Source organism: Type-E symbiont of Plautia stali (genome assembly GCF_059731115.1).
This window is the reverse complement of record NZ_AP035906.1, coordinates 749,015-767,801: the sequence shown is the minus strand read 5'-3', so window position 1 is coordinate 767,801 and position 18,787 is coordinate 749,015. Positions and strand designations below refer to the sequence as shown.

The 18,787-nt window shown below is 54.7% G+C and carries 17 protein-coding genes and 1 riboswitch; of the genes, 9 read left to right on the top strand and 8 right to left on the bottom strand.

Annotated elements, in window-relative coordinates; genetic code table 11:
• Positions 1–20: 20 nt before the first annotated feature.
• From ftsL to ilvI, 6 genes are all read right to left on the bottom strand, one after another.
• Positions 21–341, bottom strand: coding sequence for a cell division protein FtsL (gene ftsL, locus AC6I8L_RS03410; RefSeq protein WP_034825986.1), 321 nt, complete (start codon positions 339–341; stop codon positions 21–23).
• A complete protein-coding gene (gene rsmH / locus AC6I8L_RS03405; protein ID WP_034825988.1) occupies positions 338–1,279 on the bottom strand; it encodes a 16S rRNA (cytosine(1402)-N(4))-methyltransferase RsmH in 942 nt (313 codons plus the stop codon). Before rsmH ends, ftsL begins: the two co-directional genes overlap by 4 nt.
• A gap of 2 nt (positions 1,280–1,281) precedes the next feature.
• Positions 1,282–1,740, bottom strand: coding sequence for a division/cell wall cluster transcriptional repressor MraZ (gene mraZ / locus AC6I8L_RS03400; protein WP_038649082.1), 459 nt, complete (start codon positions 1,738–1,740; stop codon positions 1,282–1,284).
• Between the two features lie 493 nt (positions 1,741–2,233).
• Positions 2,234–3,244: a catabolite repressor/activator gene (gene cra, locus AC6I8L_RS03395; protein ID WP_058960907.1), complete on the bottom strand. Its 1,011-nt coding sequence runs from the start codon at positions 3,242–3,244 to the stop codon at positions 2,234–2,236.
• A 198-nt stretch (positions 3,245–3,442) separates the two neighbouring features.
• The gene (gene ilvN, locus AC6I8L_RS03390; RefSeq protein ID WP_034825997.1) at positions 3,443–3,934 is read right to left on the bottom strand and encodes an acetolactate synthase small subunit; all 492 of its coding nucleotides are present in this window, start codon (positions 3,932–3,934) and stop codon (positions 3,443–3,445) included.
• Positions 3,935–3,936: 2 nt separating this feature from the next.
• The gene (gene ilvI / locus AC6I8L_RS03385; protein ID WP_034825999.1) at positions 3,937–5,661 is read right to left on the bottom strand and encodes an acetolactate synthase 3 large subunit; all 1,725 of its coding nucleotides are present in this window, start codon (positions 5,659–5,661) and stop codon (positions 3,937–3,939) included.
• A 733-nt stretch (positions 5,662–6,394) separates the two neighbouring features.
• Between ilvI and leuL the strand changes: the two genes are divergently transcribed.
• The 5 genes from leuL (at position 6,395) to leuD (ending at position 11,253) form a co-directional block, all read left to right on the top strand.
• Positions 6,395–6,478 carry a leu operon leader peptide gene (gene leuL, locus AC6I8L_RS03380; RefSeq protein WP_101749442.1) on the top strand — a complete coding sequence of 28 codons (84 nt, stop codon included), beginning with the start codon at positions 6,395–6,397 and terminating at the stop codon, positions 6,476–6,478.
• A gap of 98 nt (positions 6,479–6,576) precedes the next feature.
• Positions 6,577–8,139: a 2-isopropylmalate synthase gene (gene leuA / locus AC6I8L_RS03375; protein ID WP_034826001.1), complete on the top strand. Its 1,563-nt coding sequence runs from the start codon at positions 6,577–6,579 to the stop codon at positions 8,137–8,139.
• 2 nt (positions 8,140–8,141) lie between these two features.
• Entirely contained in the window at positions 8,142–9,233 is a 1,092-nt protein-coding gene (leuB, locus tag AC6I8L_RS03370) for a 3-isopropylmalate dehydrogenase (RefSeq protein ID WP_058960908.1), read from the top strand.
• Positions 9,234–9,237: 4 nt separating this feature from the next.
• A complete protein-coding gene (leuC, locus tag AC6I8L_RS03365) occupies positions 9,238–10,644 on the top strand; it encodes a 3-isopropylmalate dehydratase large subunit (protein WP_058960909.1) in 1,407 nt (468 codons plus the stop codon).
• Between the two features lie 3 nt (positions 10,645–10,647).
• Positions 10,648–11,253 carry a 3-isopropylmalate dehydratase small subunit gene (gene leuD / locus AC6I8L_RS03360; RefSeq protein ID WP_058960910.1) on the top strand — a complete coding sequence of 202 codons (606 nt, stop codon included), beginning with the start codon at positions 10,648–10,650 and terminating at the stop codon, positions 11,251–11,253.
• 83 nt (positions 11,254–11,336) lie between these two features.
• On the opposite strand, the gene AC6I8L_RS03355 is transcribed toward leuD, so the two are convergent.
• Complete coding sequence (locus AC6I8L_RS03355) at positions 11,337–12,518, bottom strand: MFS transporter (RefSeq protein WP_058960911.1); 1,182 nt, start codon at positions 12,516–12,518, stop codon at positions 11,337–11,339.
• Positions 12,519–12,771: 253 nt separating this feature from the next.
• Here AC6I8L_RS03355 and sgrR point away from each other — a divergent pair, with 253 nt between their 5' ends.
• The 4 genes from sgrR to thiQ all read left to right on the top strand — a co-directional run bounded on the left by sgrR (position 12,772) and on the right by thiQ (position 17,868).
• Positions 12,772–14,433: an HTH-type transcriptional regulator SgrR gene (gene sgrR, locus AC6I8L_RS03350; RefSeq protein ID WP_058960912.1), complete on the top strand. Its 1,662-nt coding sequence runs from the start codon at positions 12,772–12,774 to the stop codon at positions 14,431–14,433.
• Positions 14,434–14,468: 35 nt separating this feature from the next.
• A riboswitch (TPP riboswitch) is annotated at positions 14,469–14,563 on the top strand.
• A gap of 47 nt (positions 14,564–14,610) precedes the next feature.
• On the top strand, positions 14,611–15,597 hold the full coding sequence (gene thiB, locus AC6I8L_RS03345; protein WP_058960913.1) for a thiamine ABC transporter substrate binding subunit: 987 nt from the start codon (positions 14,611–14,613) through the stop codon (positions 15,595–15,597).
• Positions 15,597–17,183, top strand: a complete 1,587-nt coding sequence (thiP, locus tag AC6I8L_RS03340) for a thiamine/thiamine pyrophosphate ABC transporter permease ThiP (protein WP_479398014.1) — start codon at positions 15,597–15,599, stop codon at positions 17,181–17,183. The genes thiB and thiP overlap by 1 nt, the downstream gene beginning before the upstream one ends.
• A complete protein-coding gene (gene thiQ / locus AC6I8L_RS03335) occupies positions 17,167–17,868 on the top strand; it encodes a thiamine ABC transporter ATP-binding protein ThiQ (protein WP_058959348.1) in 702 nt (233 codons plus the stop codon). Before thiP ends, thiQ begins: the two co-directional genes overlap by 17 nt.
• On the opposite strand, the gene AC6I8L_RS03330 is transcribed toward thiQ, so the two are convergent.
• Positions 17,865–18,629 (bottom strand): DedA family protein, encoded by a 765-nt coding sequence (locus AC6I8L_RS03330; RefSeq protein ID WP_058959349.1) that lies wholly within the window; start codon positions 18,627–18,629, stop codon positions 17,865–17,867. The two genes, thiQ and AC6I8L_RS03330, sit on opposite strands and share 4 nt — an antisense overlap.
• Positions 18,630–18,787 lie beyond the last annotated feature (158 nt).

Genomic DNA, 18,787 nt, shown 5'->3' with positions numbered 1-18,787 from the left:
TGAGGTCTGCGATTCCTTATTTATCTCTGCACCACGATATTTTCCTGTGAAGGATCAACATGCTGCATTTGCAGCTTATCGGTTGCTATTCGCTCAACCCGGCTATGATCGCCGAGCGCATTCTCTTCCAAAATCAGGTTACGCCACTCGATATCGAGCGCATCACGTTCTAACACCAACTGTTCGCGCTGCGCCGTTAACAGGCGCGTTTTGTGTGTGGTGGTCACCACCAACACCGAGGACACAAGTACTGCAATCAGCAGCAACACCGGGATCTTGCCGAATCGCAGCAGGTCACCGCCGATGACGCCGGGCAGGCTGTGTCGCTCGTTGCCAATCATGTCGCGGTCCTCTCAGCAATACGCAGTACCGAACTGCGCGCGCGTGGGTTCTCGTTGACTTCCGCTTCACCCGGAATCAGCTTGCCTAAGGTTTTCAATTCACGTCCACCTAGCGCTTTAAGCTGGCTTTCGGTCATTGGGATACCCGCTGGAACTTGCGGGCCTCGGCTCTGATCGCGCATAAAACGCTTAACTAAACGGTCTTCCAGCGAGTGGAAGCTGATAACCGATAACCGACCGCCTGGCGCCAGCACCGACATCGCCCCTTTCAGCGCGGTATCGATCTCTTCCAGCTCGCTGTTGATCCAGATACGAATCGCCTGGAAGGTGCGCGTGGCCGGATGTTTAAACTTGTCCTTCACCGGCATCGCAGCAGCGATCACGGTGGCTAACTCTTTGGTGCGCGTCATTGGCTGCTCGCGATTACGCTCGACGATGGCGCGTGCGATACGTTTGCCAAATTTCTCTTCACCGTAGGTCTTGATGACGAAGGCGATATCGGCTTCCTCGGCGTTCATCAGCCACTCTGCTGCAGACTGGCCCCGTGTCGGGTCCATACGCATATCCAGTGGCCCATCACGCATAAACGAGAAACCGCGCTCTGCGTCATCCAACTGCGGTGATGACACGCCAAGATCGAGCAATACGCCATCGATCTTGCCGGTGAGACCACGCGCTTCGACATACTCTGCCAGCGCCGAAAAAGGTCCGTGCACGATCGAAAAACGTGGATCCTGAATTTCAGCTGCAGCGGCTATGGCTTGCGGATCGCGATCGATCGCCAGTAACTGCCCCTTCTCGCCCAGTTGCGAAAGGATCAGACGTGAGTGACCGCCGCGCCCAAAAGTGCCGTCAATGTAAATGCCGTCTTCCCTGATATTGAGGCCGTTAACCGCCTCATCCAGTAGCACTGTGGTGTGTTTAAAATTATCCTGCATAGCTATAGCGACAAGTCCTGCAACCGCTCAGATAAAGGCTCCTGAGCCGACTGTTCTGCGTCAATATCGTCCTTAACTTGTTGATACCAGGTCTGTTCATCCCACAGCTCAAACTTATTGAACTGTCCAACCAGCATCACTTCTTTGGTCAGGCTCGCATGTTGCCGTAGCGTATTCGCCAGCAACAAACGACCTGCATTATCCATCTGGCATTCGCTGGCATGTCCTAACAGCAGTCGCTGCACGCGACGTTCGTTCGGATTCATGCTGGATAACCGCGCCAGTTTTTTCTCGATGATTTCCCATTCGGGCAGGGTATAAAGCAACAGACATGGCTGGTGGAGGTCAATGGTGCACACCATTTGCCCCTGAGACTCCGCGACAAGCAATTCACGATAGCGCGTTGGTACCGCCAATCGGCCTTTGCCGTCGAGATTGACTAACGTTGCTCCTCGGAACATGTCAGTCCTACCCCCCAATCACCCGTTTTCACCACTTTATCCCACTTTTTACCACGAAACGAGTTTACGGAGCCTATGAAATCCTTGTCAAGCCGCAACGACAAGTGAATATCACTCTTTACAAGGGTGAGAATTATTTAGTGGAGGGGAATTTAGGGGAATGAATGGCAAAATAAAAAATTAACCTGATGAATAATGGAATAAAAATTTTCACGATTTGAAAAATGGCGAAAAATAAAGCGTTTTAATCGCAAAAGATAATTATCCCGGGATATGCGACAGCGGCTGCATTTTAGGGGATTTCTGAAAGGAAGCCCAGCACCATCGCGCCAGCTCTGCTACGCGTCACTGCTGAAGATGTAAACAAATAAGAAAATTCAGCGCAGTTAATTCGTTAGGGAAAGTGGTGACTATTTACGCTTTTTTACCCCAGTCCTATGGCAGAAAAATATCTGAATGATAAATAAGTGCGGGCAGCCATCTGCCCGCGATTTCATTTCGTACGTCGGCTTAATTGACCACGGCGGAATAAATTGCGGCGAATACGGGTTAATCCCGGCTTCGGTTTGCGCGGTTCATCCAGCGAGGCCAAAACTAATTCCAGCACACGTTCGGCGACATCGCGATGACGCTGCCCCACCGCCAGTACCGGGCACTCTAAAAAGTCCAGTAATTCGTGGTCGCCAAAGGTGGCGATAGCCAGGTCAGTGGGCAGGCGGCCATCCCGCTTAAGGGTAATATCCATCACGCCCTGAAGCAGACCGAATGAGGTGGTAAACAACGCATCCGGCATCGGATGATCTTCGAGGTATTTCTCGAACAGTGTGGCAGCCGCAGTGCGATCAAAGCTGTTGCAGTAGAGGTAATCCACCATGCGTTCATCGTCTTTCCACGCATCGCGGAAGCCCATTTCACGCAGGAAACTGACTGAAAGCTCAGGCAAGGCCCCAAGGAACAGCACGTTTTTCACCGGAAGCTGACGCAATTCAGCCGCCAGAGCATGCGCATCGTCCTGATCGGCACCGACCACACTGGTGAAGTGTTCACGATCCAGCGCACGGTCCAGCGCGATAATCGGCAGCGGATCGTTGATCCAGCGCTGATAAAACGGGTGTTCTGGCGGCAACGAGGTCGAAACGATGATCGCATCCACCTGGCGCTGCAGCAGATGTTCAATACAGCGCATTTCATTGTCAGGCTGATCTTCCGAGCAGGCAATCAGCAGCTGATAGCCACGTTGACGTGCCTGGCGCTCCAGATAATTGGCAATGCGCGTGTAACTGGTGTTCTCAAGATCCGGGATCACCAGACCAATTGAACGCGTACGTCCGGCGCGCAGGCCTGCCGCAACAGCATTGGGGTGATAATTATGTTCACGCACCACCGCCATCACTTTTTCGACGGTTTTGTCGCTGACACGATACTGCCGCGCTTTGCCATTGATAACGTAGCTGGCCGTGGTGCGCGACACGCCCGCCAGGCGCGCAATTTCATCCAGTTTCACGATGACACCTTAATTCTGATAAGCCAGGGCTGGGCAAATGTCCGCAGAGTAGCTATGGGTAAAACATTTGTAACATCTAACCGCAGAACACTACGCTGAGCAACCGCTTTTATCGGGCAGCACTCACAAGCGCATTAAATAAAAAAAACCCGGCATTACGCCGGGTTAGCTTGGAAGCAGGATGATAACTCTGCGGAATTAACGCATCACACGATCGCCACGTGACACGCCCACAATCCCTGATCGCGCCACTTCAACGATCTCAGCAACATCGCGCACCGTGTTGAGGAAGGCGTCGAGTTTATCGCTGGTGCCTGCCAGCTGAACCGTGTACAGCGTTGGCGTCACATCGATAATCTGGCCACGGAAAATTTCCGCGCTGCGCTTCACTTCTTCACGGCCATACCCGCTTGCCTGAATCTTCACCAGCATGATTTCACGTTCAACGTAAGCACCCTGCCCTAGCTCGCTGACACGTAACACGTCCACCAGCTTGTGCAGTTGCTTCTCAATCTGCTCCAGCACTTTTTCATCGCCGACCGTCTGAATGGTCATGCGCGACAGTGTTGGATCATCGGTCGGCGCAACGGTCAGGCTTTCGATGTTGTAGCCGCGCTGTGAGAACAAACCCACCACGCGAGACAATGCGCCGGATTCATTTTCCAGCAGTACCGATAACACACGACGCATAATTAAGTCCTCTCCGTTTTGCTCAGCCACATCTCATCCATCGAACCGCCGCGAATCTGCATCGGGTAAACGTGCTCGCTGCCGTCGATATTCACATCAACAAACACCAGACGCCCTTTCGCCAGGGTATCCAATGCCAGCTGCAGCTTCTCTTCCAGCTCAGCGGGGTGCGCGATGGAAATACCCACGTGTCCGTAGGCTTCGGCTAAACGCACAAAGTCAGGCAGAGATTGCATGTAGGATTGCGAGTGGCGGCCGGAATAAATCATATCCTGCCACTGTTTCACCATACCGAGGAAACCGTTATTGAGGTTCAGCACCAGCACCGGTAAATCGTACTGCAGCGCCGTCGACAGTTCCTGGATGTTCATCTGAATACTGCCATCACCGGTCACGCAGATGACGGTTTCATCCGGCAGCGCCATTTTCACCCCCAGCGCAGCCGGTAAGCCGAAGCCCATGGTGCCAAGACCACCTGAGTTAATCCAGCGACGAGGCTTATCAAACTGATAATAGAGCGCGGCGAACATCTGATGCTGACCGACGTCAGAGGTGACATAGGCATCGCCTTTGGTCAGACGCCAGATGGTTTCGATCACCGCCTGCGGTTTGATCTTGTCGCTGGTGCGATCGAACTCGAGGCACTTACGGCTACGCCAGCCATCAATGGTCTGCCACCAGTCGCGCAGGCTATCCAGCTCTTGCTTCGCATCGCTTTGCGCCAGCAATTCCAGCATCTGCGACAACGTCTGCTTCGCATCACCGACAATCGGGATATCAGCGCTGACGGTTTTGGAAATCGAGGTCGGATCGACGTCGATATGCATGATGGTGGCGTTCGGGCAATATTTCGCCAGGTTGTTGGTAGTACGGTCATCGAAGCGCACACCAATGCCGAAAATCAAATCGGCATTGTGCATCGTCATATTGGCTTCGTAAGTCCCGTGCATACCCAGCATGCCTACACTCTGGCGATGCGTGCCCGGGAATACGCCCAAGCCCATCAGTGACATGGTGACCGGAATATTCAGCTGTTCAGCTAACTGCAGCAGTTCCGCTTCACAGCCTGACATAATCGCACCGCCACCGGCATAAATTACCGGCTTATGTGCGGCCAGTAGCGTTTGCAGTGCACGCTTGATCTGCCCTTTATGGCCCTGAATCGTTGGGTTATAAGAACGCATGCTGACCGACTCAGGATAGACGTACGGCAGTTTATTCGCTGGGTTGAGAATATCTTTTGGCAGGTCGATCACCACCGGGCCTGGGCGGCCGCTTGCTGCCAGCCAGAAGGCTTTTTTCAGCACGGTTGGGATCTCTTCCGCATTTTTCACCAGGAAGCTGTGTTTGACCACCGGACGGGAAATCCCGACCATGTCGCACTCCTGGAACGCATCGTAGCCGATCAGTGAAGACGGCACCTGACCCGACAGAATCACCATCGGAATCGAATCCATATAGGCCGTCGCAATACCGGTAATGGCATTGGTGGCGCCTGGACCTGAGGTGACCAGCACCACGCCGACTTCGCCGGTCGCGCGTGCCAGACCATCTGCCATATGCACAGCGCCTTGCTCGTGACGCACTAATACGTGGTCAATTCCACCGACCGTTTGCAGCGCATCGTAAATGTCGAGCACTGCTCCGCCCGGATAGCCGAATACCTGCTTAACGCCCTGATCGATTAACGAACGGACGACCATTTCGGCTCCTGACAACATCTCCATTTTCTGCCTCCAGGCTTGAGGAACCAGATCCCGTGACGCGCATTGCCCCTGCGTCACTGACACCCAGCCCCGTATTCGCCAGTTAAGATCAAAACCTTATGTTTATGCTCAGATGACAGAATTCATTTCTGCCTTCCAGGTACAGGGAATCTACTTGAGTTGATTCTTTTAAGAGTAGGTCGATTACCATAACCGCAGAAAACCCGGCCTGCAAACGACAGGAGGCTGCGACAGGCTTATTTCGGCACAAAAGGCACTGACACGTGATAATCGCTCGCGAGGATTAAACTAATGCCATCCCACAACCACAGATGAAAATGCTGGTTTCATGATTATTTGCAGCGTGTTCTAAGAAATATGATTTTCATATTGCCTGGCCGGTTAGCCCACAATTTTTCCTGAATATTACTTTCTGGCGTGATTAACTTCAAAATCCGCTTCTTGCATGACATTGTGCTAAGCAACCCGCCAAATCTTGTTTTTATGATTGTACCAAAACCCCTATTAAACATATTAAATTCAATAACTTAAAATTAATTCGTTTTTATAAAAAATTTTTTAGGCTGTTTAAGCCATTATGCATGCAGCTAATTAATGCCAAAGCTCTGTGTAGCGGGATATTCGCAGCAGATCGCCCTTAACCGACAAAAGAAATACCCTTTCACTTAGGGTTGACTTCCCACAGCAATCCCAGTATCAATATGTGCAGCACAAAATTTACGAGGTTTGATTCATGTTCCATTCTTTCCGCCTACTCGGTCTACTACTAAACGCATTCAGTTTGCGCGGTAGACTTGTGGGTGGAATCAATCACTGATTCGAACCTGAAGAAGTTTAAAGAACCCGCGCCGATGCGCGGGTTTTTTTATGCTCGTTACACCGGCGAAGTTGAGTTAAAGCAAAAGGAAGATGACCATGAGCCAGCAAGTTATTATTTTCGATACCACTCTGCGCGACGGCGAGCAGGCATTACAGGCCAGCCTGAGTGTTAAAGAAAAACTGCAGATCGCCCTGGCGCTGGAGCGTATGGGCGTGGATGTAATGGAAGTCGGTTTCCCTATCTCTTCGCCAGGCGATTTCGAATCGGTGCAGACCATCGCGCGCTCGGTGAAAAACAGCCGCGTTGCCGCTCTGGCTCGCTGCGTGGATAAGGATATTGATGCCGCCTACGAGGCTTTGCGTGTGGCTGAAGCATTCCGCATTCATACTTTCCTCGCCACTTCGCCAATGCATATCGCCACCAAATTGCGCAGTACCTTGCCAGATGTGATTGACCGCGCAGTAGCCTCTATTAAACGTGCCCGCAACTATACCGATGACGTTGAGTTTTCTTGCGAAGACGGTGGCCGTACGCCTATCGACGATCTGTGCCGCGTAGTGGAAGCCGCGATCAACGCCGGCGCGACCACCATCAACATCCCGGATACGGTTGGTTACACCTTGCCGCACGAGTACGCCAACATCTTCAGCCAGTTGCGCGAACGCGTACCGAACATCGATAAAGCTATCTTGTCTGTTCACACCCATGATGATTTGGGCATGGCAACCGGCAATGCCGTAGCAGCGGTGTTAGCCGGTGCGCGTCAGGTTGAAGGCACCATCAATGGCCTGGGCGAACGTGCCGGTAACTGTGCGTTGGAAGAAGTGATTATGGCGATTAAAACCCGTCAGCAGATCATGAACCTGCACACCAATATCCATCATCAGGAAATCTACCGCACCAGCCAGTTGATCAGCCAAATCTGCAACATGCCGATTCCAGCCAACAAAGCGATTGTGGGTACGGGTGCGTTTGCTCACTCCTCTGGTATTCACCAGGATGGCGTGTTGAAGAACCGCGAAAACTACGAAATCCTGACGCCAGAATCGATCGGCTTACACAAAATTCAGTTGAACCTGACTTCACGTTCAGGCCGTGCTGCGGTGAAACATCGCATGGAAGAGATGGGCTACAAAGATTCCGACTACAACGTCGATGCTCTGTACGATGCCTTCCTGAAGCTGGCCGACAAGAAAGGCCAGGTATTTGATTACGATTTGGAAGCGCTGGCGTTCATCAACAAACAGAACGAAGAGCCAGAATATTTCCAGCTGAACGAATTTAATGTACAGACCGGTTCCAGCGTTACTGCCACCGCGTCGGTGCAGTTGGGCTGTGGCGAAGAGACCAAAGCCGATGCCGCGACCGGTAACGGCCCGGTGGACGCCGTATATCAGGCCATCAACCGCATCACCGGCTTTGAAGCAGAATTGGTGAACTACAAGTTGACCGCGAAAGGCCACGGCGAGAACGCGCTGGGCCAGGTTGATATCGTGGTGAACTACAACGGTCGTAAATTCCATGGCGTTGGCCTGGCGACTGATATCGTCGAATCTTCTGCTAAAGCGATGGTGAACGCCCTGAACAACATCTGGCGCGCCAAACAGGTAGAAAAAGAATTGCAGCGTAAATTTAAAGATCAGAAGGAAACGGTGTAACTATGACTCAGTCTTATCATATTGCGGTAATGCCAGGCGACGGAATCGGCCCGGAAGTGATGGCGCAGGCTATCAAGGTTCTCGACGCAATTCGCGCGCGCTTCGACATGCGTATCACCACCAGCGAATATGATGTTGGCGGTATCGCCATCGATCGTCACGGTGAACCGCTGCCGCCTGCCACCGTTGCCGGTGCAGAGCAAGCGAATGCGATTCTGTTCGGCTCTGTCGGTGGTCCAAAATGGGAACACCTGCCGCCAGCGGGCCAGCCTGAGCGTGGTGCACTGTTGCCACTGCGTAAGCACTTCAAGTTGTTCAGCAACCTGCGCCCCGCTTCCTTATATAAAGGCCTGGAAGCGTTTTGCCCACTGCGCAGCGACATCGCCGCACGCGGTTTCGACATCCTGTGCGTGCGTGAATTAACCGGCGGCATCTACTTTGGTCAGCCGAAAGGGCGCGAAGGTAGCGGTCCACATGAGCGTGCATTTGATACCGAGGTGTATCACCGTTTCGAGATCGAGCGTATCGCACGTAACGCCTTTGAAGCCGCACGCAAGCGTCGTAACAAAGTGACGTCAGTGGATAAAGCCAACGTGCTGCAGACTTCAGTGATGTGGCGTGAAATCGTTAATGAAGTGGCAAAAGATTACCCGGATGTGCAGTTGAGCCACATGTACATCGATAACGCCACCATGCAGTTGATTAAAGATCCATCACAGTTTGACGTGCTGCTCTGTTCTAACCTGTTCGGTGACATCCTGTCAGACGAATGCGCGATGATCACCGGTTCAATGGGCATGCTGCCTTCTGCCAGCATGAACGAAGAAGGTTTCGGTCTGTATGAGCCTGCAGGCGGTTCCGCACCCGATATCGCCGGTCAGAACATTGCCAACCCAATTGCTCAGATTCTCTCGTTGTCTCTGCTGTTGCGCTTCAGCCTGAATGCCGCTGAAGCTGCAGACAGTATCGAGCGTGCGGTCAGCCGTGCGCTGGAAGCGGGCCATCGTACCCGCGATTTAGCCGGTAACGGCCCAGCTGTGAGCACAGATGAAATGGGCAGCATCATTGCCGGTTTCATCGCTGAGGAAAAATAATAAAATGAAAAGCTTATACCAGAAGTTATTTGATGCACATGTCGTCCACGAAGCACCAAACGAAACCCCGTTACTGTACATCGATCGCCATCTGATCCATGAAGTGACGTCACCGCAGGCCTTCGATGGCCTGCGCGCTCACGGCCGCAAAGTGCGCCAGCCGTCGAAGACGTTCGCCACCATGGACCACAACGTTTCTACCCAGACCAAAGACATTAACGCGTCGGGTGAGATGGCGCGTATTCAGATGCAAGAGCTGATCAAGAACTGTGCTGAGTTCGGCATTCAGCTGTATGACCTGAATCACCCGTTCCAGGGTATCGTGCACGTGATCGGGCCTGAACAAGGGATGACGCTGCCAGGCATGACCATCGTCTGCGGCGATTCCCACACCGCGACCCACGGCGCATTCGGTTCGCTGGCATTCGGTATCGGTACCTCCGAAGTTGAGCATGTGTTTGCCACGCAGACCCTGAAACAGGGCCGTGCCAAAACCATGAAGATTGAAGTGCTGGGCGAAGCGGCGCCGGGCATTACGGCGAAAGATATCGTGTTGGCGATTATTGGTAAAACCGGCAGCGCCGGCGGTACTGGTCACGTGGTGGAATTCTGTGGCCCGGCGATTGAAGCGTTGAGCATGGAAGGCCGCATGACGTTGTGCAACATGGCGATTGAGATGGGTGCCAAAGCGGGCCTGGTCGCGCCGGATGAAACCACTTTCGCTTACCTGAAAGACAAGCAGTTCGCACCGAAGGGCGAGCAGTGGGATGAAGCCGTCGCTTACTGGCGTACGATGAAGTCCGACAGCGATGCCAAATTCGACACCATTGTCACCCTGAACGCGGCCGATATCGCGCCGCAGGTGACCTGGGGCACCAACCCAGGCCAGGTGATGGCGGTGGATCAGGCGATCCCAAATCCTCAGTCCTTTGCCGATCCGGTTGAGCGTGCTTCTGCCGAGAAAGCGTTGGCTTACATGGATTTGCAGCCGGGTATTAAACTGACTGAAGTCGCTATCGACAAAGTCTTTATCGGCTCCTGCACCAACTCACGTATTGAAGATTTGCGCGCGGCGGCAGCCATCGCTAAAGGCCGCAAAGTCGCACCAGGCGTTGTTGCCATGGTCGTCCCTGGCTCAGGCCCAGTGAAGGCACAAGCCGAAGCCGAAGGTCTGGACAAAATCTTCCTGGAAGCGGGTTTTGAATGGCGTCTGCCGGGTTGCTCCATGTGTCTGGCGATGAACAATGACCGTCTGAACCCAGGCGAGCGTTGTGCCTCCACCAGTAACCGTAACTTTGAAGGTCGTCAGGGCCGTGGCGGTCGCACTCACTTAGTGAGCCCGGCGATGGCTGCAGCGGCGGCAGTAACCGGTCGTTTTGCCGACATTCGTGAATTGACTCAGGGAGCTTAAGCCATGGCGAACAAATTTACCCAACACACCGGAATTGTGGCGCCACTGGATGCGGCGAACGTCGATACCGATGCCATCATTCCAAAACAGTTCCTGCAGAAAGTGACGCGCACCGGTTTTGGCGCGCACCTGTTCCACGACTGGCGCTTCGAAGATGATGCGGGCACCGTGCCAACCCCAGGTTTCGTGCTGAACAAGCCGGAATTTAAAGGCACCAGCATCTTGCTGGCGCGTGAAAACTTTGGCTGCGGCTCATCACGTGAGCACGCCCCATGGGCACTGACCGATTTCGGTTTTCACGTGGTGATTGCGCCAAGCTTCGCGGATATTTTCTATGGCAACAGCTTTAACAACCAGCTGCTGCCAGTGAAGTTGAGCGATGAAGAAGTGGATGAGATGTTCAAACTGGTGGCCGCGCAGCCAGGCGTGACCTTTACCGTGGATCTGGAAGCCCAGACCGTCACGGCGGGTGATAAGTCTTACAGCTTTGAAATCGACAGCTTCCGCCGTCACTGCATGATTAACGGTCTCGACAGCATTGGTTTGACGCTGCAACACGAAGCGTCCATCTCCAACTACGAGTCCACTCAGCCAGCGTTCCTGCGTTAATGCCTTATTCGGTGCGTTTGAATGCGCACCGAATAGAGACGCACTGGATGTTTATAAAGTCGCCTTTGCGGGCGACTTTATATTTATTGGGCATCACGCACGCGCGACGCCAGCCCCAACGCCACAAGTGCCATCGCTAATGCCAGCCAATACACCGACTCATGGCCAAAGCGCTCGCTCAGCGTGCCCTGTATCAATCCTGCAATAATCAAACCGGTCGATATCGAGGTGGTAAACATCGTGGTCGCCGCGCCTGCTCGTCCCGGCATCAAATCCTGGAACCACAGCATGCCAATCCCTGCGACGATGCCAATAAACGCCGCGTTAAACAGCTGCAGCACCATTAACGCCGTGCGTGCCTGGAACAACACCAGCCCAAGATAGAACAGAATCGCTGCCACCAGCGCTAACAGCACCAATTTACGTTTACCGAAGCGCTTCGCGTAGTGCCCAGCCAGCAGCATGATAGGAATCTCCAGTCCTGCCGCCGTTCCCATTAATAAGCCCGCCAGTTTTTCCGGCAACCCCAATGTGAAGCTGATATACAGCGGCATGTCGATGATATACATGGTGTTGCACGCCCACATCACCACCGAGGCGATAAACAGCATTCGCACCTGGCTATCTTTCCACGGGCTCAGTTGGGTCAGTACCTGCTCTGGCGTCGCGGCCACGCGCGGCACCGACGGCAGAGTGCGCCAAATCAGCAGCATGCTGAGCAGGAAAATCGCCGCCGCCACGCAGAACAGTGTGACGAAGCCATAGTTAAGCGCTAAGGCGAACGACAGCGGCGGGCCAATCACCCATGCCAGCGACAGCTGCGCACGCATCACCGAGCTGAACATCACCACTTCACGCGCCGACTGATCGGCATACTCGCGTGCCAGCGCAAAGATCTGCGGTATCGCCACGCTGGCCAGCGCTGACAGCAACACGCCCACACTGATCAACGTCAGATAATGACGATTAAAGGCAAACAGCAGCGCATTCAGTACCGCCATAAGGCAACAAAACAGGATCAGATTGCGACGATCGCCGCGATTGTCCGAACGTTTCGCCATCAGCAGGCTAATCACAATCCCGGCAATCGCGTTGATGGTAAAAAATAGCCCGACCCAAAACGGTCGCACCTGCACTTCGCGCGTCAAAAACAAACTCAGCGTGGGTGCCTGCAACGCACCGGCGACACCGGTCATAAACGACACCGCCATAAAAGAGAGATAAACCGGATTGATACGACGCTGGCGCGTTAACAGCGATTTCATGCAGAAATCCCTTTGCGGAGAAATGAGGCTAAGACAAAGAGGGTAGAAGATTTCACAGCAAAACGAAAAAAGCCAGCAGAGAAAACGCTGCTGGCGGTGAAATGCACCCTACTCAGAAAAGGCTCCACGTCGGCGGAACCGCTGGCAGAGCGCCATTCATTGCTGAATGCCTCCCGCTCTTCCATTGCCTGGCAGTATGCCTCTAATATGGGGCAGGAAAAACTGAGCGATTCTGAGAAGGAGTTCCCCTTTTATGTCCTCTGCGCGACTGCAACAGCAGTTCATCCGTCTGTGGCAAAGCTGCCAGGGGCTGGATCAGGAAACCACCTTAAGCGATCTGGCTGAACGACTGCACTGCTCGCGCCGCCACATGCGTAACCTGCTGAATGCCATGCAGGATGCGGGCTGGCTGATTTGGCAGGCAGAAGCCGGGCGCGGTAAGCGTTCGACCCTGAGCTTCAATTACACCGGCTTAGCACTGCAGCAGCAGCGCGCCGAGGATCTACTGGAGCAGGATCGCATTGAACAGTTGGTGCAACTGGTGGGCGATAAGAATCAGGTGCGGCAGATGATTGCGGCGCATCTCGGGCGCAGTTTCCGCCAGGGCAAGCACATCCTGCGCGTGCTCTATTACCGTCCGCTGCCCAATCTGCTGCCGGGCTCGCCGCTGCGTCGTTCGGAAACCCATCTGGCGCGACAAATCTTTAACGGCCTGACGCGAATAAATGAGGAAAAGGGGGAAATCGAAGCGGATATCGCCCATCACTGGCAACAAACCTCCCCACTCCATTGGCGTTTCTTTTTACGACCCGCGATTCGCTTCCACCACGGCCGCGAACTGGAGATGGAAGACATCATCGCTTCACTGGAACGTGTACGCAGTCAGCCGCTGTTCTCGCATATCGACAAACTGCACTCTCCCGCGCCCTGGACGCTGGATATTCATCTGTCACAGCCCGATAGCTGGCTGCCGTGGCTATTGGCCAGCGTCAGCGCGATGATCCTGCCGCGCGAATGGCCGACGTTGCGCCATTTCGCCCGTCAACCCATCGGCACTGGTCCGTACAGCGTGGTACGCAACCAGCAGACGCAGCTGAAAATCGCCGCCTTTGATGACTATTTTGGCTATCGCGCTCTGATTGATGACGTGTCGATTTGGGTGCTGCCGGAAATCAGCGACGAGCTGGTGTATGCCGGCGTGAAGCTGCAGGGGGAAACCGCCGATGAGAAATCAGAAGAGAGCCGTCTGGAAGAAGGCTGCTATTTCCTGCTGTTCGACCAGCGCTCAGAGCGTGGTAAGGATGCCCATTTTCGACGCTGGGTGAGCTATCTGCTTAACCCGATTGCCCTGCTCAACCATGCGGGTGTGGGCTATCAGCGCTACTGGTTCCCTGCATACGGTTTCTTACCGCGCTGGCATCATCGCCGCGATCTCACCCCAGCCGAAAAGCCCGATGGACTCACGCAACTGACCATCAGCTGGTACAGCCATCATGTCGAGCATGAAGGCATTGCTAACGCCCTGCGCCCGCTGCTGGCTGAACAGGGCGTTGAGCTGATCACGCGCGAGCTGAGCTACGAAGAGTGGTTCGAAGGTGAAGGAGAGAGTGACATCTGGCTCGGCAGTGTGAACTTCACTCTGCCGCTCGACTACGCACTGTTTGCGCAGCTCTACGAATTGCCGCTCATGCATCACTGCGTTCCGATTGACTGGCACGCAGATGCACAACAGTGGCGACAGAAAGCCTTGCCTCTGGCCGAGTGGAGCAAACAGTTGGTGAACAGCGACTTTGTTCATCCGCTCTTCCATCACTGGTTACTGCTGGAAGGCCAGCGCAGTATGCGCGGTGTGCGGCTCAACACGCTCGGCTGGTTTGACTTTAAATCGGCCTGGTTTGCACCACCGGAGCTGTGACACTTTCGCGCTGTCACAGAAGTGTCTAAAATAAGCCGTTCTCAACGGGGTGCCCTGGTATTGGGCTGAGAGAAACCCGTCGAACCTGATCCGGCTCATACCGGCGTAGGGATTTGAGATGAGCGATAACTCAGATCCTTTGCGACTCAACTTTATCTTCTCCTCAAGGAGCGCAAAGTGTTAAACAAAGTCTTGCCCGTGTTGCTGTTGATCTCTGCCCCGGCGTTGGCTGCCAAGCCTGTTCTTACCGTTTACACCTACGACTCGTTCTCTGCAGATTGGGGCCCCGGCCCTGCCGTTAAAAAAGCCTTTGAAGCCGAGTGCGGCTGCGAACTGAACTATGTGGCGCTGGAAGATGGCGTGTCGCTGCTCAACCGCGTGCGGATGGAAGGCAAAAACAGCAAAGCCGATGTGGTGCTGGGCCTCGATAACAACCTCGTGCAAGCCGCCGAAAAAACCGGCCTGTTCGCAAAAAGCACCGTCGACACCAGTAAATTGCAACTGCCTGATAGCTGGCATAACGACACCTTCGTTCCGTTCGATTACGGCTACTTCGCCTTCGTCTACGATAAAAACAAGCTGAAGAACCCACCGAAAAGCCTGAAAGAACTGGTTGAAAGCCCGGAAAAGTGGCGTGTGATCTATGAAGATCCACGCACCAGCACACCGGGATTAGGCCTGCTGCTGTGGATGCAAAAAGTGTATGGCGATAAAGCACCTGACGCCTGGCAGAAGCTGGCACAGAAAACGGTCACCGTCACTAAGGGCTGGAGCGAAGCCTATGGCCTGTTCCTGAAAGGCGAAGGCGATCTGGTGCTGAGTTACACCACCTCTCCGGCATATCACATCATCGAAGAGAAGAAAGATAACTACGCCGCTGCGCCGTTTAGCGAAGGCCATTATCTGCAAGTGGAAGTCGCTGCACAGCTCGCTAGCAGCAAACAGCCCAAACTGGCGCAGCAGTTTATGCAATTTATGGTGTCGCCAGCTTTCCAGCAGACCATTCCGACTGGCAACTGGATGTATCCGGTGATCAAAAGCGATCTGCCTACCGGTTATCAGTCACTGACCGTGCCGGCGAATGCGCTGCAATACAGCTCAGCCGAAGTGGCCGATCATCGCGCGGACTGGATTCGCACCTGGCAACAAGCCGTTAGCCGTTAATGCCAGCCTGGTTAATTCCTGGAAGTGCCGTTGCGCTGCTATTGTGCGCAGTGGCACTGCTGGCGTTTGGCGCCTTAGTGATGGCGGCGCCGGTCACTGACTGGCGCGCCCTGCTGTCAGACAGTTATCTGCACCACGTCCTGGCCTTCTCGTTTGAGCAGGCGCTTTTATCTGCCCTGCTCTCGGTGCTGCCGTCGATTCTGCTGGCACGCGCGTTGTATCGTCGCCGCTTTCCGGGACGTAATCTGCTGCTGCGCCTGTGTGCCATGACGCTGGTATTGCCGGTTTTAGTGGCCGTATTTGGTTTGCTCAGTGTTTACGGTCGCAGCGGCTGGCTGGCGCACCTCTGCAGCCTGCCTGGCATTGATTACACCTTCTCGCCCTATGGCTTGCAGGGCATTTTACTGGCACATGTGTTCTTCAATCTGCCGCTTGCCACCCGCATGCTGTTGCAGGCATTGGAAAGCATTCCTGGCGAGCAGCGCCAGTTAGCCGCCCAGCTTGGCCTGCGCGGCTGGAATCTGTTTCGTTTGGTCGAGTGGCCATGGTTGCGACGTCAGATCCTGCCCACCGCAGCCCTAATTTTTATGCTGTGCTTCGCCAGCTTTGCCACGGTACTGGCATTGGGCGGTGGACCGCGCGCCACCACGTTAGAGCTAGCGATTTATCAGGCGCTGAGTTTTGATTACGATCCCAGTCGTGCGGCGCTACTGGCACTGTTACAACTCGGATGCTGTTTGCTGCTGGTGCTGCTCAGCCAACGTTTCAGTAAAGCCATCCCTACCGGCAGCCAAAATATTCGTGGCTGGCGTGACCCGCAGGATTGCTGGCATGCCCGGATCGGCGACACGCTACTGATTGTCTGTGCGCTACTGCTGTTGCTGCCGCCGCTCGCTGCGGTGATCGTTGATGGCTTGCGCGGTGGTGTTGCAGGTGCCCTGCAACAGCCCGCGTTATGGCAAGCGACCTTCACCTCACTGCGCATCGCCATCGGCGCCGGATTGCTGTGCGTGGTGCTGACCATCATGTTGCTATGGAGCAGTCGCGAGCTGCGTCAGCGTCAGCGCAAAGTTGCGGCACAGGCAATGGAGCTAAGCGGTATGCTGATCCTGGCGATGCCCGGCATCGTGCTGGCCAGCGGCTTTTTCCTGCTGTTCAACGCCACCATCGGCCTGCCGCAGCGCGCCGATGGCTTAGTGATTTTCACCAATGCGCTGATTGCCATCCCCTATGCGATGAAGGTACTGGAGAACCCGATGCGCGATATCAGCGCTCGCTACACCCCGCTCTGCGCATCACTGGGCATTGCTGGTATTAATCGCCTGAAACTGATTGAACTGCGCGCGCTGAAGCGGCCCATTGCACAAGCGCTGGCGTTTGCCTGCGTGCTGTCGATTGGTGATTTCGGCGTGGTGGCCCTGTTTGGCAGCGCCGATTTCCGCACGCTGCCGTTCTATCTGTTCCAGCAAATTGGTGCCTATCGCGGCGCAGACGGTGCCGTTACCGCACTGCTGCTGTTATCGCTGTGCCTGTTACTCTTTACCCTGATGGAAAAACTGCCGGGTCGTCATGCTGACACTGAATAATCTCACTTACCTTTACCAGCATCTGCCAATGCGCTTCCGTTTTGAAGCCCAGGCGGGTGAACGTCTGGCAATCCTTGGTCCCAGCGGCGCAGGCAAAAGCACCTTGCTCAGTCTGATCGGCGGTTTTTTGCCAGTGAGCCAGGGAACCCTGATAATGAATGGCGTCGATCATACGCGCAGCGTGCCGTCGGCGCGGCCGGTGTCGATGCTGTTTCAGGAAAACAACCTCTTCCCACACCTGACGGTGCAGCAAAATATGGGATTAGGCTTGCATCCAGGCTTGAAACTGACGCGGGAACAGCAGCAACAGCTGGCCACCATCGCTGAGCAGACCGGGTTAGCGGAGATGCTGAACCGCTTGCCCGTCGAGCTTTCCGGCGGTCAACGTCAGCGCGTGGCCTTAGCGCGCTGCCTGTTGCGCGATCGGCCGATCCTGCTGCTCGATGAGCCCTTCTCTGCGCTCGATCCGGCGCTTCGCGGTGAGATGCTGCAACTGGTGCGTACGGTGTGTGAAAGCCGCAATATCACGCTGCTGATGGTGTCGCACAGCCTGGAAGACGCCCAGCAAATTGCGCCGCGCAGTCTGGTGGTGGTCGATGGGCGGATTTACTGGGATGGCAGCACGGCGAGCTTGATCAGTGGAGAGAGTGAAGCGGCTACCATCCTTGGCGTGAAAAAGCCTTAAGCGAAGAACACCTTCCACAATAGCTGGCGGAAGATAGGCATCATCGGGTGATACTGAATGGCGATAAATGCCGCCACGCCGATAGCCGCCGCCAGCGGTGCCAGCCAGCGCAAACGCGCCTGCGGCAGATATTTCGTCGCCCAGTCAGTGGTTTTACCACTGCGCCACCAGCGCCACATCAGCCAGAATCCCATCCACACCAGCAACGCCACCAGCAACAGCAGCCACTTAAAATTACCGCCTTGCGCGGCCTGTGGCACATCAATCGCCACTCCCGCCAGAATGCCCGGCATCAGATAAGCCGGCGGCCAGAGAATACAGCCAATCAGGTTGGGCGGCAGGAACTTGCGCACCGGCAGTTCCAGCATACCCGCCGCCAGTGGAATCAACGGACGCGTCGGGCCGACGAAGCGCCCCACCAGAATGGTAAACATGCTGTGTTCATGCAGCGCGTGCTCAGTTTTATCCAGCAGGCCCTGATACTTTTTCAGATATTTCCAGCGGTGTAATGGCCCCTGAAACTTCCAGCCGATGCCATACGAGACCCAATCACCAATAAGGCAACCGGCGAAACCTGCCGCCCAGGCAGGATAAAGGCCAATCTGTCCGCTGCCCACCAGCGCCCCAAGGCTGGCCATTAATACGGTTCCTGGCAACAGCAATCCCACGAACGCCAGTGACTCAAGGAAGGTCACCAGCGCCACGGCCATCAGCGCGTACTCCAGCGATTGCGAAAACAGATGTTGAATCCAGGCTTCCATAACTATCCTCTGCGGAATATAGAGGCTGGATTGTCCGGAGCCAGCGCCAACCCGTCAAGGCAAGAATTGTAGGACGATGTTGACAGAGTACTGACAATGTCGCCACACACAGGCACTGTATAAACATCCATGATATACTTCAGGCAATTCATTTCCCG

Coding starts and splice junctions, on each gene's coding strand:
- leuC (WP_058960909.1), top strand. CDS start 9,238: ATGAAAAGCTTATACCAGAAGTTATTTGATGCACATGTCGTCCACGAA.
- AC6I8L_RS03355 (WP_058960911.1), bottom strand. CDS start 12,518: ATGAAATCGCTGTTAACGCGCCAGCGTCGTATCAATCCGGTTTATCTC.
- mraZ (WP_038649082.1), bottom strand. CDS start 1,740: ATGTTCCGAGGAGCAACGTTAGTCAATCTCGACGGCAAAGGCCGATTG.
- thiP (WP_479398014.1), top strand. CDS start 15,597: ATGCCAGCCTGGTTAATTCCTGGAAGTGCCGTTGCGCTGCTATTGTGC.
- ilvI (WP_034825999.1), bottom strand. CDS start 5,661: ATGGAGATGTTGTCAGGAGCCGAAATGGTCGTCCGTTCGTTAATCGAT.
- ftsL (WP_034825986.1), bottom strand. CDS start 341: ATGATTGGCAACGAGCGACACAGCCTGCCCGGCGTCATCGGCGGTGAC.
- leuD (WP_058960910.1), top strand. CDS start 10,648: ATGGCGAACAAATTTACCCAACACACCGGAATTGTGGCGCCACTGGAT.
- leuB (WP_058960908.1), top strand. CDS start 8,142: ATGACTCAGTCTTATCATATTGCGGTAATGCCAGGCGACGGAATCGGC.
- thiQ (WP_058959348.1), top strand. CDS start 17,167: ATGCTGACACTGAATAATCTCACTTACCTTTACCAGCATCTGCCAATG.
- leuA (WP_034826001.1), top strand. CDS start 6,577: ATGAGCCAGCAAGTTATTATTTTCGATACCACTCTGCGCGACGGCGAG.
- ilvN (WP_034825997.1), bottom strand. CDS start 3,934: ATGCGTCGTGTGTTATCGGTACTGCTGGAAAATGAATCCGGCGCATTG.
- leuL (WP_101749442.1), top strand. CDS start 6,395: ATGTTCCATTCTTTCCGCCTACTCGGTCTACTACTAAACGCATTCAGT.
- AC6I8L_RS03330 (WP_058959349.1), bottom strand. CDS start 18,629: ATGGAAGCCTGGATTCAACATCTGTTTTCGCAATCGCTGGAGTACGCG.
- rsmH (WP_034825988.1), bottom strand. CDS start 1,279: ATGCAGGATAATTTTAAACACACCACAGTGCTACTGGATGAGGCGGTT.
- sgrR (WP_058960912.1), top strand. CDS start 12,772: ATGTCCTCTGCGCGACTGCAACAGCAGTTCATCCGTCTGTGGCAAAGC.